This window comes from Microbulbifer variabilis, assembly GCF_052468405.1.
Genome location: NZ_CP174343.1, coordinates 4,848,942 through 4,864,156 on the forward strand (window position 1 = coordinate 4,848,942; position 15,215 = coordinate 4,864,156).

At 52.9% G+C, this 15,215-nt stretch carries 15 protein-coding genes; 7 read left to right on the top strand and 8 right to left on the bottom strand.

Annotated features, from left to right (window positions below; translation table 11 throughout):
* Nucleotides 1-7 precede the first annotated feature (7 nt).
* Nucleotides 8-856 carry a sugar nucleotide-binding protein gene (locus tag ACJJJB_RS21925; RefSeq protein ID WP_282951732.1) on the top strand — a complete coding sequence of 283 codons (849 nt, stop codon included), beginning with the start codon at nt 8-10 and terminating at the stop codon, nt 854-856.
* Between the two features lie 50 nt (nt 857-906).
* Here ACJJJB_RS21925 and fabB read toward each other — a convergent pair whose 3' ends face one another.
* Both fabB and fabA read right to left on the bottom strand, forming a co-directional pair.
* A complete protein-coding gene (gene fabB, locus ACJJJB_RS21930) occupies nt 907-2,130 on the bottom strand; it encodes a beta-ketoacyl-ACP synthase I (RefSeq protein ID WP_020411422.1) in 1,224 nt (407 codons plus the stop codon).
* A gap of 68 nt (nt 2,131-2,198) precedes the next feature.
* Nucleotides 2,199-2,723 carry a 3-hydroxyacyl-[acyl-carrier-protein] dehydratase FabA gene (gene fabA / locus ACJJJB_RS21935; protein WP_020411423.1) on the bottom strand — a complete coding sequence of 175 codons (525 nt, stop codon included), beginning with the start codon at nt 2,721-2,723 and terminating at the stop codon, nt 2,199-2,201.
* A gap of 274 nt (nt 2,724-2,997) precedes the next feature.
* On the opposite strand from fabA, the gene galU reads away from it, so the two are divergent.
* Together galU and ACJJJB_RS21945 are read left to right on the top strand one after the other, a co-directional pair.
* Nucleotides 2,998-3,846, top strand: coding sequence for a UTP--glucose-1-phosphate uridylyltransferase GalU (gene galU, locus ACJJJB_RS21940; protein ID WP_020411424.1), 849 nt, complete (start codon nt 2,998-3,000; stop codon nt 3,844-3,846).
* Complete coding sequence (locus tag ACJJJB_RS21945) at nt 3,847-5,196, top strand: phosphohexomutase domain-containing protein (protein WP_020411425.1); 1,350 nt, start codon at nt 3,847-3,849, stop codon at nt 5,194-5,196.
* A 1,005-nt stretch (nt 5,197-6,201) separates the two neighbouring features.
* Here ACJJJB_RS21945 and ACJJJB_RS21950 read toward each other — a convergent pair.
* Nucleotides 6,202-7,164, bottom strand: coding sequence for a polyprenyl synthetase family protein (locus ACJJJB_RS21950; protein WP_020411426.1), 963 nt, complete (start codon nt 7,162-7,164; stop codon nt 6,202-6,204).
* Between the two features lie 252 nt (nt 7,165-7,416).
* Here ACJJJB_RS21950 and rplU point away from each other — a divergent pair, with 252 nt between their 5' ends.
* The 4 genes from rplU to proB all read left to right on the top strand — a co-directional run bounded on the left by rplU (nt 7,417) and on the right by proB (nt 10,651).
* Nucleotides 7,417-7,728: a 50S ribosomal protein L21 gene (rplU, locus tag ACJJJB_RS21955; protein WP_444902273.1), complete on the top strand. Its 312-nt coding sequence runs from the start codon at nt 7,417-7,419 to the stop codon at nt 7,726-7,728.
* A 17-nt stretch (nt 7,729-7,745) separates the two neighbouring features.
* A complete protein-coding gene (gene rpmA, locus ACJJJB_RS21960; RefSeq protein WP_020411428.1) occupies nt 7,746-8,003 on the top strand; it encodes a 50S ribosomal protein L27 in 258 nt (85 codons plus the stop codon).
* A gap of 192 nt (nt 8,004-8,195) precedes the next feature.
* Complete coding sequence (gene cgtA, locus ACJJJB_RS21965) at nt 8,196-9,401, top strand: Obg family GTPase CgtA (RefSeq protein WP_445365483.1); 1,206 nt, start codon at nt 8,196-8,198, stop codon at nt 9,399-9,401.
* A gap of 113 nt (nt 9,402-9,514) precedes the next feature.
* A complete protein-coding gene (gene proB / locus ACJJJB_RS21970) occupies nt 9,515-10,651 on the top strand; it encodes a glutamate 5-kinase (RefSeq protein ID WP_445365484.1) in 1,137 nt (378 codons plus the stop codon).
* A gap of 65 nt (nt 10,652-10,716) precedes the next feature.
* On the opposite strand, the gene rpsT is transcribed toward proB, so the two are convergent.
* The 5 genes from rpsT to ACJJJB_RS21995 all read right to left on the bottom strand — a co-directional run bounded on the left by rpsT (nt 10,717) and on the right by ACJJJB_RS21995 (nt 15,096).
* Entirely contained in the window at nt 10,717-10,983 is a 267-nt protein-coding gene (rpsT, locus tag ACJJJB_RS21975) for a 30S ribosomal protein S20 (RefSeq protein ID WP_020411431.1), read from the bottom strand.
* A 143-nt stretch (nt 10,984-11,126) separates the two neighbouring features.
* Nucleotides 11,127-13,160, bottom strand: a complete 2,034-nt coding sequence (locus tag ACJJJB_RS21980; RefSeq protein ID WP_445365485.1) for an ATP-binding protein — start codon at nt 13,158-13,160, stop codon at nt 11,127-11,129.
* A 41-nt stretch (nt 13,161-13,201) separates the two neighbouring features.
* Nucleotides 13,202-13,891, bottom strand: coding sequence for a proteobacterial dedicated sortase system response regulator (gene pdsR, locus ACJJJB_RS21985; RefSeq protein ID WP_020411433.1), 690 nt, complete (start codon nt 13,889-13,891; stop codon nt 13,202-13,204).
* A gap of 219 nt (nt 13,892-14,110) precedes the next feature.
* A complete protein-coding gene (locus ACJJJB_RS21990; RefSeq protein ID WP_445365486.1) occupies nt 14,111-14,797 on the bottom strand; it encodes an OmpA family protein in 687 nt (228 codons plus the stop codon).
* A gap of 161 nt (nt 14,798-14,958) precedes the next feature.
* Nucleotides 14,959-15,096 carry a hypothetical protein gene (locus ACJJJB_RS21995; RefSeq protein ID WP_157533299.1) on the bottom strand — a complete coding sequence of 46 codons (138 nt, stop codon included), beginning with the start codon at nt 15,094-15,096 and terminating at the stop codon, nt 14,959-14,961.
* Nucleotides 15,097-15,215: the final 119 nt, after the last annotated feature.

Sequence of the window (15,215 nt, forward strand, 5' to 3'; positions counted from 1 at the left end):
CCATCCAGTGTCTGATCTACATACCGGTTATAAGCCGGACACGGTAGCGGTCATTACTGCTGGTAACGATATCGACAGCGCTCTGCAGAAACGCCTGCAGCGCGCTGGCTTTCGTGTTCAACAGCTTTTACCCGCAGAGCTCGACCAGCTGCGACCAAGCTCGATTGTTATCAATGCCTCGGCCTGCGCAGACAGCCAGGGCATGCCAGAGTCTCTGCAGGTGGCTAAGCAGCTCGCGAGAGGACTCTGTCAACATGTTATTCACCTTTCCTCTTATCAGGTATTCGCTGGAGGTGAACAGCGGAGATATGATGAGGATGAAGTGGCGGATCCACAGGCTCGAAGTGGTCGCCAGTGGTTGGCTTGTGAGCGTGCCCTGAGTGGATTAGAAAACCTGACTATCCTGCGATTTGGCTGGATGGTGGATAGCAACCTGGAAGCCCTGCTTGCGCGGGTATTACGGGGCTTTATAACTGGTGAACCGCTCGAACTGGATGGTATCAATAACGGTAATCCGGTTACTGTTCTCGATTTGTCTCGTGTGACGGTAGCGATAGCACAACAGCTAGCCAGTGGTGCCTTTGCTCCAGGGGTTTATCATTACGGAAGTTCAGACAGCTGCACCGCTATAGAGTTTGCGTTAGAGGTTGTGGAGCGGGCACAGTCATTTCACGATGAAGAGCGGTTTGTGCAACTCAGTGCATTAGAGGATTCTGGTCAAAAGGATCGCAGTGTTGTGCTGGCCTGTGGAAAATTGAGGGATGTGTTTGGCATTCAGCAGCACAGCTGGCGCCAGGGGCTCACCCGACAGGTAGAGCTTTGGTTAGAACGTTTGGGTGCAGAAAAGTCTGGTTAGGTTTCTATCAGCAAAGATAAAAAAGGCGCCTATATGGCGCCTTTTTTTGTTTAGATCTTGTCGAATACTAGGCAGGCGTTAGTACCACCAAATCCAAAACTATTAGACATGGCCCGCTTGATCTCACTGTCGCGAACTTCGGTCACCAGATCCATACCCACAGCTGCAGGGTCCAGATTCTCTACATTGGCAGATGCAGCGATAAAGTTGTTTTGCATCATCAGTAGACTGTAAATCGCCTCTTGTACGCCAGCGGCGCCGAGGGAGTGGCCTGTAAGGGACTTGGTAGAGGCAAATGCTGGAACTGTGTCACCAAAGACTTCACGCATAGCCTTCAATTCAGCCACGTCTCCAACTGGGGTTGAGGTGCCGTGGGTATTAATGTAATCCACGTTACCTCTCAGTCCTTTGCCGTCCATTCCCGCTAACGCTTGTTGCATACAGCGGGTTGCACCCTCACCACTGGGGGCGACCATATCGTAACCATCAGAGGTTGCGCCGTAGCCGGTCAGCTCGGCATAGATGGTGGCTCCACGGGCTACAGCGTGCTCCATTTCTTCCAATATCAGGCAGCCGCCGCCACCGGCGATAACGAAGCCATCCCGGTCGGCATCGTAGGGACGTGAGGCCTTCGTTGGGGTATCGTTATATTTGCTCGATAGGGCGCCCATTGCATCAAAAAGGTGAGTCAAACTCCAGGCTAGCTCCTCACCACCACCTGCAAAGACAATGTCCTGCTTACCCATCTGGATCAGCTCGGCTCCATTCCCTATACAGTGCGCACTGGTGGCACAAGCGGAAGAAATGCTGTAGTTCACTCCCTTGATCTTGAATGGGGTGGCTAAACAAGCGGAAACGGTACTGTTCATTACCTGAGGCACCCGGTAGGCGCCCACGCGCCTTACGCCCTTTTCCTTGAGGGTATGGGCCGCATCAATAATTTGCTGGGTGGATGTGCCGCCTGAGCCCATCACAATACCTGTGCGCGGGTTGGATATCTGATCCTCCTGCAGGCCTGACATATCAATGGCCTCTTGCATGGCTATATATGCGTAGGCGGCTGCATCACCCATAAAGCGGAGCTGCTTTCTATCGATATGTTCCTTGAAGTCGATATCGACCTGGCCCGCTACCTGGCTGCGCAGGCCGAGCTCCCGGTACTCCTCCTGAAAGCGGATTCCGCTGCGTCCTTCTCTCAACGAGGCGGTGACTTCTTTTGTATTGGTGCCGATACAGGATGTAATACCCATTCCGGTAATGACTACCCGACGCATAGTGGTCTCCAGCATAGCTTGTCGGTAGAGGACTACATGATTTCTACCGACAATGGTTTACGGTGTGTTTAAAAATTATCGGTACGGGTAAATAAGCCTACGCGAAGATCCTTAGCTGTGTAAATTTCACGGCCGTCTACAGCAACGGTACCATCGCCAATTCCCATAACAAGCCTGCGCTCAACAATACGGCTCATCTGGATGTGATAGGTGACTTTCTTGCTGGTGGGCAAAATCTGACCGGTAAATTTGACCTCGCCACAGCCGAGTGCGCGACCGCGCCCGGGGTTACCTTTCCAGGCCAAAAAGTAGCCGAGTAGCTGCCACATTGCATCTAACCCGAGACAACCGGGCATTACCGGATCGCCTGGAAAGTGACAATCGAAAAACCAAAGGTCGGGGTGAATGTCCAGTTCCGCAATCAGTTCTCCCTTACCGAAGGCTCCGCCTTCCTTTGAGATATGTGTGATGCGATCCAGCATCAGCATATTGGGAGCGGGCAGTTGTGCATTGCCAGGGCCAAACATCTCGCCCCGGGAGCAGGTCAGTAGCTCCTCTCTGCTATAGGTGCTTTTTTGAACAAAATTACTCATTTTTTCCCCGTTGGTGGGTGGTTACGCAATCCATACTGGGCGTTTTTGTAAGAGCGGGCATTCTAAGGGCTCTGTGTCGCTTGTCTAGTCGGTCAGGGCTGTTTTTGTGACTGGCGCTGGAATTGCTTTCACAATCTTAGAGCATTCAGTAGTAGATTTTATGGTCCAATAAGGGATTTTAGCGTCATTATCTGTAAGTGAATGACCCTAACAACTATGATAAGTTGCCGGCCAAGCACTGGGTGCGCTCGTTTCAAAATTATGGGGGAGCATAATGCTCAAGAAATGTTTATTCCCGGTTGCCGGTTACGGCACCCGCTTCTTACCTGCTACGAAAGCCATGCCCAAAGAGATGCTGCCTCTGGTGAATAAGCCACTGGTGCAGTATGGCGTAGAGGAAGCGATAGAAGCCGGGCTGACGGAAATCGGCTTTGTCACTGGTCGGGGCAAGCGCGCCATCGAAGATCATTTCGACACCAATTTTGAGTTGGAACACCAGATAGCGGGTACTGGTAAGGAACGATACCTTGATTCCGTTCGCAAAGTCATTGATAGCGCCAGTTTTTCCTATACGCGCCAGGGAGAAATGCGCGGTTTGGGGGACGCAATTCTTCAGGGGCGCCGCTTGGTAGGGGACGAACCATTCGCTGTAGTGCTGGCAGATGACCTGTGCCTGAATGAGGAGTTAGGCGTACTTGCGCAGATGGTGCAGTTATACAAGCAGTTTCGCTGCAGTATTGTTGCTGTCGAAGAGGTGCCTACTGAACATATCCACAAATTTGGTGTGATTGCGGGCAATGAGATCAAGCCCGGTTTGTACCAGGTTACCGATATGGTGGAAAAGCCGACGGCCGAAGAGGCGCCAAGCAATAATGCGATTATTGGTCGCTATATTCTGACTCCAGATATCTTTGACCTGATACGCGATACTCCTCCCGGCAAGAATGGAGAGGTACAGATTACCGATGCGCTGCTAGCCCAGGCCCGTCAGGGCTGCGTTTTGGCCTACGCATTTAAGGGGCGCCGATTTGATTGTGGTTCGGTTGAAGGCTTTATCGAAGCTACGAACCATGTCTATGAGAATGTTTACCTGCCCAAGCAGGCTGCCCAGGAGAAGAAGTAAGTGGCTGAGCTTACCTGTTTTAAGGCCTATGATTTACGCGGTCGTGTGCCGGAAGAGTTAAATCCAGATGTTGCGTATCGTGTGGGGCGTGCTTTTGCCCAATTCCTCGGAGCGCGACGGGTTGTAGTTGGGCATGATATTCGTTTGACCAGCCCTGAACTGACCGATGCTCTGGCGAATGGTTTACGCGATGCCGGTGCTGACGTATTTCATATTGGCGAGTGTGGCACTGAAGAAGTTTATTTTGCCACTTCCCATGGGGATTTTGATGGCGGCATCTGTGTAACCGCGAGTCATAACCCTATGGATTACAATGGTATGAAATTTGTCCGTGCAGGAAGTAGTCCAATTAGTGGCGATACTGGTCTGTTGGATATCAAGCGATTGGCAGAGCAAAATAACTTTGCCTCAGCACCAAGGCGAGGTGATCTATATCGCTTTGAACACCGTGTCGATTTTGTAAAACATTTGCTGTCTTATATCGATAGCACGGCTTTGAAGCCACTCAAGCTAGTGGTAAATGCTGGTAATGGCGGCGCTGGTGCAGTGGTTGATGCCTTGGCACCGCATCTGCCATTTGAATTTGTACGAGTACACCATCAGCCGGATGGTAACTTCCCCAATGGTATTCCCAATCCAATTTTGCCGGAAAACCGTGCAGCGACTGCGGAAGCTGTGAGAGAGTGTGGTGCCGATTTCGGGATTGCCTGGGATGGCGATTTCGACCGCTGTTTCTTCTTCGATGAAAAAGGTGAATTTATCGAAGGTTATTATGTGGTAGGCCTGCTTGCAGAGGCATTTTTGCTCAAAAATGATGGTGCGAAAATTGTTCATGATCCACGCCTGCTGTGGAATACCGAGGACATTGTCCATGCCGCTGGCGGGGAGCCCGTGCAGAGCAAGACCGGTCATGCATTTATCAAAGAGCGCATGCGTAAAGAAGACGCTATCTATGGCGGTGAAATGAGTGCGCACCACTATTTCCGTGACTTTGCTTACTGTGACAGCGGTATGATCCCCTGGCTTTTAGTGGCAGAGCTGGTAAGTCGCAGTGGTAAATCTTTGTCTCAGTTGGTGAGTGAGCGTATGGCTGCTTTCCCCTGTTCTGGGGAAATTAATTCTAAGGTGAAGGATGCCGCTGAATTACTAAAAATGGCCGAAGCAAAGTATGCTCCGGGAGCTGAGAGCGTTGAGCATGTAGATGGCTTGAGTGTGGCTTATCCCGATTGGCGCTTTAACTTGCGTATGTCCAATACCGAGCCCGTAGTACGCTTAAATGTTGAGTCCCGTGGGAATGAGGCGCTAATGCGTGAAAAAACTCAAGAGCTTCTTGATTTAATTCGCGCTTGAAAAAGATAGAGTAAATACAGTAGTTAAAATTTAAGAGACCTGTTTAAGGTCAGTCAAAAATTTGGCTGGCCTTCCCTGCCTAAATTAATAATATAATTACTAGTAAATAAAATTTCATATTTTAATCTGTTGTCCCGTAAGTCTAAAGCGGGCGGATATTTCTGGTAATAGAGTTTTGCATGGTATTTAAATATTGTGCATAAATTTTCCACCGTTCATGGACGCATGCAACAATTGCTGTCGCATAGACCAAATATTCATACTGATGCCTGTTCAATTTGAACCGTCCAAATGACCTTCTGACTTTACCAAAAAACCAAAGCTTCCTTTGTTGATTACAACTGTATCCAGTATTTTTTTGCAGCTATAGGGTCCTTAGTATACATAGAGGAATATTGTGTATTTGCAAAATTAAAAATTCCAGCTTATTGCTGCAAGGATTGTTGTCATGCAGGAATTTGTAATCCACTACGTATGATGAAGTTAATTCACCTCTAGTGATCACAAGGTTATTTTGTGGGAATATTTCAGGTGCTAATCTAAATTGATATAGGGCAGTGGATGGCCTCATAATTTTTCTTCTGGGTATTTTCCATTGGAGGAAACTTTGAAGCTGTTTTCCTTCAAACTGATGGTGCTAAAGTTTCGTTTGGTATTTATGGGCCAAAAATAATAAATGCCTAAATCTTTGATATGGCTAAGTTTTTGGTCCTGCTTATTTAATTTTTCGGATAAGTAGTGCAATAGCTTGGCTACAAATGGCGGTGTTGCATTTATAGGGAAGTAACCTGGCTCGATTTTTGTAAAACTGTGATTAAGAGTTATAGAGGCTGCAATTTGGAGGATGACTCTTTAATTCGCAACGTATTGTTACAAATATTGCCCACCTTGTAAGTGAGGGGAGTGCACTCAGGTATGGGGAGTACTTATGTTCCTGGAGGCGTATTTGAGTGATAGGGCCACTAACTAATATAGTTGGTGGCCCGGCTGCTGTGGCTAAAAGTGCTATACGCTTCTCTCTACGGCAAAGCTGGCCAGTTGTTGCAGAGCCAGCTTTTGTTCGCAGTTGGGTAGGAACTCCAGCTGCTCTTTAGCGTTGTTAACAGCGGCACGTGCACGCTCCATGGTGTAGTCCAGGGCGCCGCAGGCTTCAATCGCGTCGACTATCTCGGATAGTTTTTCCGCGCTGCGTTGCTCTATCGCTTCTTTTACCAATTGGGCCTGATCTTTGCTGCCATTGGCCATGGTGTAGATTAGTGGCAGGGTTGGTTTGCCCTCCGCCAGGTCGTCACCTACATTTTTCCCAAGTTCTTCTGGGTTGCCACGATAGTCGAGAGCATCATCCACAAGTTGGAAGGCAAGGCCCAAGTGGCGGCCATAGAGTTTCAGGGCCGTTTGTTCCCCGTTGGTGCAGTTAGCCATTACGGCGGCAGTTTCACAGGCGGCTTCAAACAGGGCGCCGGTCTTCTTGTGGATAACCGTAAAGTAATTGTCCTCGCCCACCGCGGGATCACCAGCATTTACCAGCTGCTGAACCTCACCCTCAGCAATAGTATTGGTGGTGTCGGAGAGGATTGCCATGATATCCATATCCCTGAGGGCTACCATCATCTGGAAGGCGCGGGAATAGAGGAAGTCCCCCACTAGCACGCTAGGAGCATTGCCCCATTTTGCGTTAGCTGTGAGGCGGCCACGACGCATGTCGGATGTGTCCACCACATCATCGTGCAGTAATGTGGCGGTATGGATGAACTCGATGATAGTCGCGAGGTCAATGTGGCTCTCCCCCTTATAACCACAGGCACGTGCACAGAGAAGCACCAGAAGAGGGCGCAAGCGCTTGCCGCCGGCTTCGACCAGATAGTGCCCTATGTTTTCCACCAGAGGAACGTCCGAGTGCAGTTGATCGAGAATGCGCTGGTTGACCGCGGCAAAGTCTTCGGCGGCGACCCGGTGAAAAGGCAGCATGTGAGAGTTCCTTATACGACTAGACTGGCGCCCCCCGGGGCCCGGGCAGCAAAGGGGCGCTATTGTATCAACCCGACGAATTGATTAGAATCTGCGCCCCGTCAATTGCGGGCTTCATGTGGCTATTCAGCTGCTTTGGGGTCGTTTGGCGAATATAGATGTTAAACAACACGGCGCAAGCTCCCGAAATGCGGAGCAGTGACTCAATAGTCCTCCCGCTGCTTCGTGTCGTCCATATCGGAGCATAGAAATATGTACGCTGTTTTTGAGAGCGGTGGTAAGCAACACCGTGTAGAAGAGGGCGAAGTTCTTCGCCTGGAAAAGCTGGAAGTAGCTACCGGCGAAACCATTGATTTCGACAAAGTGCTGATGGTCGTTAATGGCGACAAGATTAACATCGGCGCTCCCGTTGTAGATGGCGCTAAAGTATCGGCTGAAGTAGTGAGCCACGGCCGCGGCGAGAAGGTGAAAATCATCAAATTCCGTCGTCGCAAGCACTCCATGAAGCGCCAAGGCCACCGTCAGTGGTATACCGAAGTCAAAATCACTGGCATTAAGGCATAACAGAGGAGTAACGACTCATGGCACATAAGAAAGCTGGCGGTAGTACGCGAAATGGTCGCGATTCCGAGAGTAAACGCCTGGGCGTGAAGCGCTTTGGCGGCCAGTCTGTAGCAGCAGGCAATATCATCGTTCGTCAGCGTGGCACCAAATTCCACGCAGGTATTAACGTTGGTATGGGCAAAGACCACACCCTGTTCGCCACTGCGGACGGCGTTGTGAAGTTTGAAGTTAAGGGTCCCAACAACCGCAAGTTTGTTTCTATCGAAACTGCTTAAGCGGTCATTAGCCCAAGCTTCATAAAAAGCCCCGCTATTGCGGGGCTTTTTTGTTGGAAAAGTCGCAGAAAAGCGGCGACGGGAAGTTAGGGTGGCAGGTGCCCACAGGGGGCGGCTTGTCGGCTGGTATGATGATAGGGGTGCGCGGATGCGCGTACCGGATAAGGCAACCGCTATAGCGGTGGAGAGATTATGAAGTTTGTCGATGAGGCGCCCATCGTTGTCCAGGCAGGTAAAGGCGGTAACGGTTGCTTGAGCTTCCGTCGGGAGAAGTTTGTAGAAAAAGGAGGCCCGGATGGCGGCGATGGCGGCGATGGCGGTTCCGTTTACCTGGAAGCCGATGATTCCCTCAATACCCTGGTAGATTACCGCTATCAACCTCGCTATGCAGCTGAAAGTGGACAGCCGGGCCGCGGGCGCAACTGTACGGGGGCCAAGGGAGAAGACCTGGTGCTGAAAGTCCCCGTGGGAACCACTGTGATTGATGTGGATAGTGGCGAAGCGGTCGGCGACATGACTGAGGCCGGCGAGCGCCTTCTGGTTGCCCAGGGCGGCTTTCACGGTCTGGGTAATACTCGCTTTAAGTCCAGTACCAACCGCGCTCCCAGGCAGACAACAAATGGTACTGAGGGGGAGGTGCGCAGTCTCAAGCTGGAGCTGAAGGTTCTCGCCGATGTCGGCATGCTTGGACTCCCCAATGCGGGTAAATCCACCTTTATTCGTGCAGTTTCCGCAGCCAAGCCCAAAGTGGCCAACTATCCCTTTACTACCCTGGTACCTAACCTCGGTGTGGTACAGGTGCAGAAGCACCGAAGCTTCGTGATTGCCGATATTCCCGGCCTGATTGAGGGGGCAGCAGAGGGGGCGGGTCTTGGGATTCGCTTCCTCAAGCACTTGACCCGCTGTCGTGTGCTGTTGCACTTGGTGGATTTGGCACCATTTGATGGTTCTGATCCGGTGGAAAATGCCCGAGCTATTGAGCATGAGCTCTCCAGCTTCAGTAAGACACTGGCTGGACGTGAACGCTGGTTAGTACTGAACAAAACTGACTTGGTACCGACGATAGAACTGGAGGAGCGTTGCCAGGCAATTGTAGATGCGCTGGGTTGGACCGGTCCTGTTTTCCGTGTGGCAGCAATCCGCAAAGAGGGCACTGATATCCTCAGTGGTCGTCTAATGGATTACCTCGAGGAGCGTCAGGAAGATGAGGACCGTGACCCTGAGTTGGCGCAGGCAGAACTGGAGTCTCAGCGCCAGATGCAGCGTGAGGCCCGTGAGCGTATTGAGGAGTTGCGTGAGAGCCATAGGGCTAAGCGCAAGGCAGCCAGGGAGCATGTGGATGATGATGAGGATTGGGATGACGATGAACACGATGTCGATATTGAGTATCGCCCCTGAGTTATCTCATTTGGCAAAATCCCTCCTGAGCTGCCCCAGGTTCTAATTATTGTGGGCTTCTGAATAATTAAAATGGTTTAAATGACCCTTAGGGGCGATATCCAGGGGGGAGCATGGGCTCTAAATCAGATTCCCGTCGTGAGCTGGCGAATAGCCAGCGCTGGGTTGTCAAGATTGGTAGTGCCCTTTTGACCGATAACGGTCGAGGTGTCAATAGCGTGGCTATCTCTGCTTGGGTTGAGCAGATAGCCGAACTGCGACAGCGTGGTATTGAGGTGGTACTTGTATCTTCTGGCGCCGTCGCTGCAGGTATGGATCGTTTAGGTTGGGGGCGAAGACCGGAGTCTATTCATCAGTTGCAGGCCGCTGCGGCGGTGGGGCAAAGCCATTTGGTGCAGGTTTATGAGCAGGCTTTTGGGCGCTTTGATTTACGCAGTGCACAGATTCTGCTGGACCATGATGACCTTTCCAACCGTACCCGCTACCTCAATGCACGTAGCACCCTGAAAACCCTGCTTTCTTTGGGTGCCGTGCCCATTGTCAACGAAAACGATACGGTGGTCACCGATGAGATTCGTTTTGGTGATAACGATACGCTTGCTGCACTAGTCGCCAATCTAGTGGAGGCTGATACGCTGCTGATTCTGACGGATGCGGATGGGCTGTTTACTGAGGACCCCCGTGATAATCCCCAGGCGGAATTAATCGAGAAGGCCTCTGCCCTGGATCCTAGCTTGCTGGCTATGGCGGGGGGTTCGCGCAGTGGGCTTGGGCGCGGTGGCATGACTACCAAGGTGCGCGCTGCGCAATTGGCGGCTCGCTCCGGTGCCTGTACCGTGATAGCTGGTGGGGCACAGGAAAAAGTAATCATGCGTACATGGGCAGGGGAGTCTCTGGGTACCCTATTGTTGCCAGACGCTGATCCTTTAACAGCTCGCAAACGCTGGCTCGCCGGCCAACTGCAGGTGCGCGGTACCCTGGTGCTCGACAGCGGGGCGGAAAAAGCTCTTTGTGAGAGTGGCGGCAGCTTACTGGCGGTGGGGGTGACTGAAGTGGAAGGGCGTTTCCAGCGGGGGGATCTGGTTTCCTGTCGCAGTGGTGAAGGGCGGGAAGTTGCCCGCGGGCTGGTCAATTACGATAGCAGTGAGAGTGCCAGGATTCTTGGTCGCGCATCGGAGAAGTTTGTTGAGTTGCTCGGTTACCGCGATGATGATGAGTTAATTCACCGGGATAATCTGATCTTGCTTTAGAGTTAAATGACAGATACAAAAAAGCCCCACAATGCGGGGCTTTTTTGTATCTGTTGCCTAAAGAATTAGGCTGCCAGAGCTTTAACCTGTGCGTTCAGGCGGCTCTTATGGCGAGCGGCTTTATTCTTGTGAATAATGCCTTTGTCTGCCATGCGGTCGATAACAGGTACCGCTTCTGCATATGCAGTTTTTGCTTTTTCAGCGTCGCCTGCATCGATGGCCGCAACTACCTTCTTGATGTAGGTGCGCACCATGGAGCGCAGACTGGCGTTATGCATGCGGCGCTTGTCGTTTTGGCGCGCGCGTTTCTTCGCTTGAGGTGAGTTGGCCACCGGTTGCTCCTGTCTGGAATCTGTAAATCTGTAACTAACAGGCCCTGGGGCCCGATCGGGACGCGACATTATCCCCACAGTTGGTTGTTTGTCAACCATAGCCGGTTGCGTCTTGTGGATATGGCTAGAAACTCTGGTATGTGTCAGCGGTTTGGTAGCTTAAGGCTGAACTCTACGCCGCTGTTATCGGTGCGGTTGCGAGCCTGCAAGCGACCGCAATGATAGTCAGCGATTAGCTTGGCGATATGTAATCCGAGACCAAGGTGGCCTGCATTATCACCATCCTTGCGCACAGACACGAGGGAATCGAATAGTTTGTGCGCATAGCCGCTGGGTAGCAGTGGGCCATCATTGCTCACCGTGATCAGATAACTGTCATCATATGTGTGAGCGGACAAGTGGATATCACTGCCTTCCGGGGCGAAGCTACAGGCATTGTCTACCAGTTTGTCCAGTAGTTGCGCAAGTAACTCCGGGGCGCCGTGACAGTGTAACTCTCCCGGGGGCTTATCCAGCGTGAAGTGGTGTTTAGGGTGAGCATCGCCATAACACTGGACCATAACTTCAAGGAGGTCGGCGAGATCAAACGTTTCGCGCTCAGCTTGATGGATACTGGCCTCGAGGTTGCTCGCGGCAGAGAGGCTGTTGAGGATGCTGGAAAGGCGTTCACTGCCGTCTAATGCGCGCTCAGCGTAGCGGCGGCTGTGGGAATCCAGTTCGCCAGCAGTAAGGTTATCCAGGGAAGAGCGAACTACAGCCAGGGGTGTGCGCAGCTCATGTGAGAGCTTGCTGGCTAATGTGCGCAGGTACTGATGATATTGGTCCAGTTCACCGAGCAGGCTGGCAAAGGCGCGATTTAGGGCGCCCAGCTCATCGCTGGCCTTTGAATGAGGGAAGTTACCGCGCAACTTGCCGCTTGCGTCTACGGCGTGGCGTGCGGCGCGGTTCAGTTTGCGTATACGCCAGGATAGCCAGCTGGCATAGCCAAGTAGAAACATCAATGCAGTGGCTGCGGCAGCACAGCTAATCAGCCAAAGCCGGTGGGCAGCGCCCTCTGTCATGGACTGTATGGCTTCGCCGGATTGAAGCACCAATACCCGACCTAGCATTGGCCGCTCGATTACTTCGTCGGCTCGAGTGACAACCGGGACGCTGACAACACCAATGCGTGACTGTAGGGGACCGCCAAACCACTGCTCTTCGGTATCGCGGTTAGGTGCATGACTCAATGGCAACCTATCCACAGGTAGTGGCGGTAAAGTTTCCCGCGCCAATAACTTGCGGTAAATCCAGCTGCGCAACCAGGGAGTGGTGGTTACCTTCTCGGAGGGCTCTGGCTGCAGCTGCCCGCTGCTTGCGAGAAGGAATCCTTCGTTATCCACTACGGCTAGGCGCAGACTCGGGCGGGCAAAATGATCCAGCTCGGCCTGTAGTTGAGGCAGGGGGGCTGTCAGGCGACCGGGCTGTCCATCGGAGGGCAATGTGCTGGAACTGCGAACAGGCGCTACACCGTCACTGCGGTTGCGATCCAGGATGCGAATTGAAAGGCCTCCCTGAGTTAGATCGTAGGGAAGGGTTAATTCGAGCTGGTAGCCATCAGGAGAGGAGGTCCAGCGTCCGCGCAGGCGCAGCTCACGTTCGTATCGCCCCTCTCTTGGATTATGCCACATGGCGCTTGTGGTGCCCCGGCTTGCCACTGGCAATATGTAATGCCGGCCACCAGTGAATAGTTCGACAGTATCACCACCGGCCAGCAGGCCGGTTCGGGGGTCGCGGTAAGCCGGCGTGGAGTCACTGACAGTCAGAAGCATGAAAACCTGTTCGCTATATTGCCCGAAGGTTACCTGTGCCAGCGGGTTAAGCTTTTCGTCGAGTAGCTCTCTGGGTTTCAGGCCCAAGGGGCGCCAGTCATCGCCATAGCCATCGACCATAGGGGGCTGTGAAAGCGGGTTTAGGTAGAGTTGAGCGCCAGGAGGGCGAGCGTGGCGCAGGGGATCAGGGGCAATCAACTGCGGTGCACTGGCTAAACGGGCGGCAATTGCCGCGGCGGTCGCTTCTAGTGCCTGTAACTGTCCCTGCGCCAGGGCCGCATCCACTTGGCGCAGATACTGGCAGCCGGCCCATGGAAGGGCCAGGGCGACAAGGCTGACAAGCAGGAGTTGGCGGCGAAGCTTCATGGGCGGTGCTCTTTAAATCTTATGCGCCGAGGCCAAAATTATTAAAGTTGCCAGCGATAACCCATACCGTAGGCAGTGCCAATGGAGTTGAACTCTCCGTCCAGGGTCTGGAACTTGCGGCGAATACGCTTCACATGAGACGTGATGGTGTTGTCATCCAGAACCACTCGCGCAGCTTCCATAAGTTGGTTGCGCGACTTGACGTGCCCGGGTCTCTTAGCCAGTGCATGGACTATCCAGAATTCAGTAACGGTCAGGTCTACTGGCTGTCCATCCCAGTGGCAGTGAAGCCTGGATATATCCAGATCCAATTTACCTTGGGTCAGGCTCTCCCCTTGATCACCTTGGTCTCGCAGAACACTCACCCGGCGTAGCAGCGCGTTGATGCGTGCCTGCATGTGCGGCAGAGAAATATCCTTGGTCAGGTAATCGTCGGCCCCGAGGCGCAGGCCGGAGATAATATCCAGCTCCGAATCTCTGGCTGTAAGGAACAGGATTGGCAGGCTAGGTGCCATGGCTCGTAACTCGCGGCACAGTTCGAACCCACCCTCCACTTCGCTGCCTAGGCCGACATCGATCACAGCGAGGTCCGGCAAACGCTGGCGAAAGGCATCCATAGCCTCAGCTCTCGCACTATAGAGATCGACCCGATAACCGCTGCGGCGCAGAGCGTCGCGATAATTTTCGGCGATAACGCGTTCGTCTTCGACAATGGCGATAGTTGCACTCATGGCTGATTCCGGCTGCTTCCTTTTTATGGTTGAGAATCATGCACGAAATTGCGGGTTATTGGCAAAAAGGCGGGCGCAGATCGCCCGCAAGCACAACAGGGTTTCTTTGGAGGGGGGGCAGGTGAGCGTATTTGTAATCCGCCCACCTGATACCAGTGCATTTTATATCTTGACTTACGATAGCGGATTTACAGTCCGCCAGGGCCCGCCGATGCAGGTTCAGAAACTGCCGGCAACAGATTCCGGCATAGAGAAACGGATGTCTACCCGGCGTTCCATCGCATAGGCATCTACATCGCCGCGAGTCGCCTGGGAATAAGTGGAGCCCATAGCGCGGCGATTTATACGGGAGGCGTCGATACCCAGAGATACCAGAGCCTGTTCCACACTCAGGGCGCGCTGGTCTGACAGCACGTTGTTGTAGCCATCACTACCCCGAGGGTCGGCATGGCCCTCCAGTTGAATTTGCAGGTGCGGGTGGCGCTTGAGGAAATCGGCCATGGCACCCAATTGTTGGAGTTGGCCCTCCTGAAGCTCGTCTTCTCCGGTGGTAAACAGCATTTGGAATTGGAGGGAATCCAGTGCCAGTTGGCTGGCATCGTTCGCGGACAGTCGAGCCGCATCCAATTGCTGTGCCAGGTTGCTGAGCCCTGCACGGCTCTCTGTCAGTTGTGTTGCCAGCATATCTGCCTCGTCTGCTTGCTTGATCTGCTCGCCGAGCCAAGCCCCGCCGAGTGCTCCAGCGATAAATCCAATCGGTCCACCAACGGCTGCGCCGGCAACCGCTGCTGAAGTAAAGACCGTGGCCTGTTTGGCCGGGGTCAGATTTGATTCATTGTGTTCCTTTGCCTGGGCACCGGAAGCGATCAGGGAAGTCAGGGCTGCTACCAATAACGCTTTTTTCATTGCTTTTCTCCTTGGGGGCTTTTTTTCTTACTCGTTGGGGGCGGGGTGTTCCCGGCCCGTTTGAGTGTTATTAAAAAGCCTCATGAAGGCGCTGGCGTGGCGCTGCAGTGGCAAACTGCAGAGCAAATATGGCGAAATGTGGCAGGTGGCCAAGTGGCCAGTTACAGCAGGCGACGGTAGCGCCGGTCGCGAGGTGAATCCACTCGAACTCGGACTCGCCGGGGACGGGGACCGCGCATCACTGCTATATAGAGCACAATCGCCAGTGCCAGAGCAATAATTAAAGCGTTAATGGTCATCCTTTATCTCCCCGCGCCACCTGATCCGTGGGACGCGTGACTAGCTCATTGCTAGTATAGGCTCGCAGGCACTATGTCGTAGGGCCGCGGACTCCTCCTGATCTTCCAAAGTTACTGTT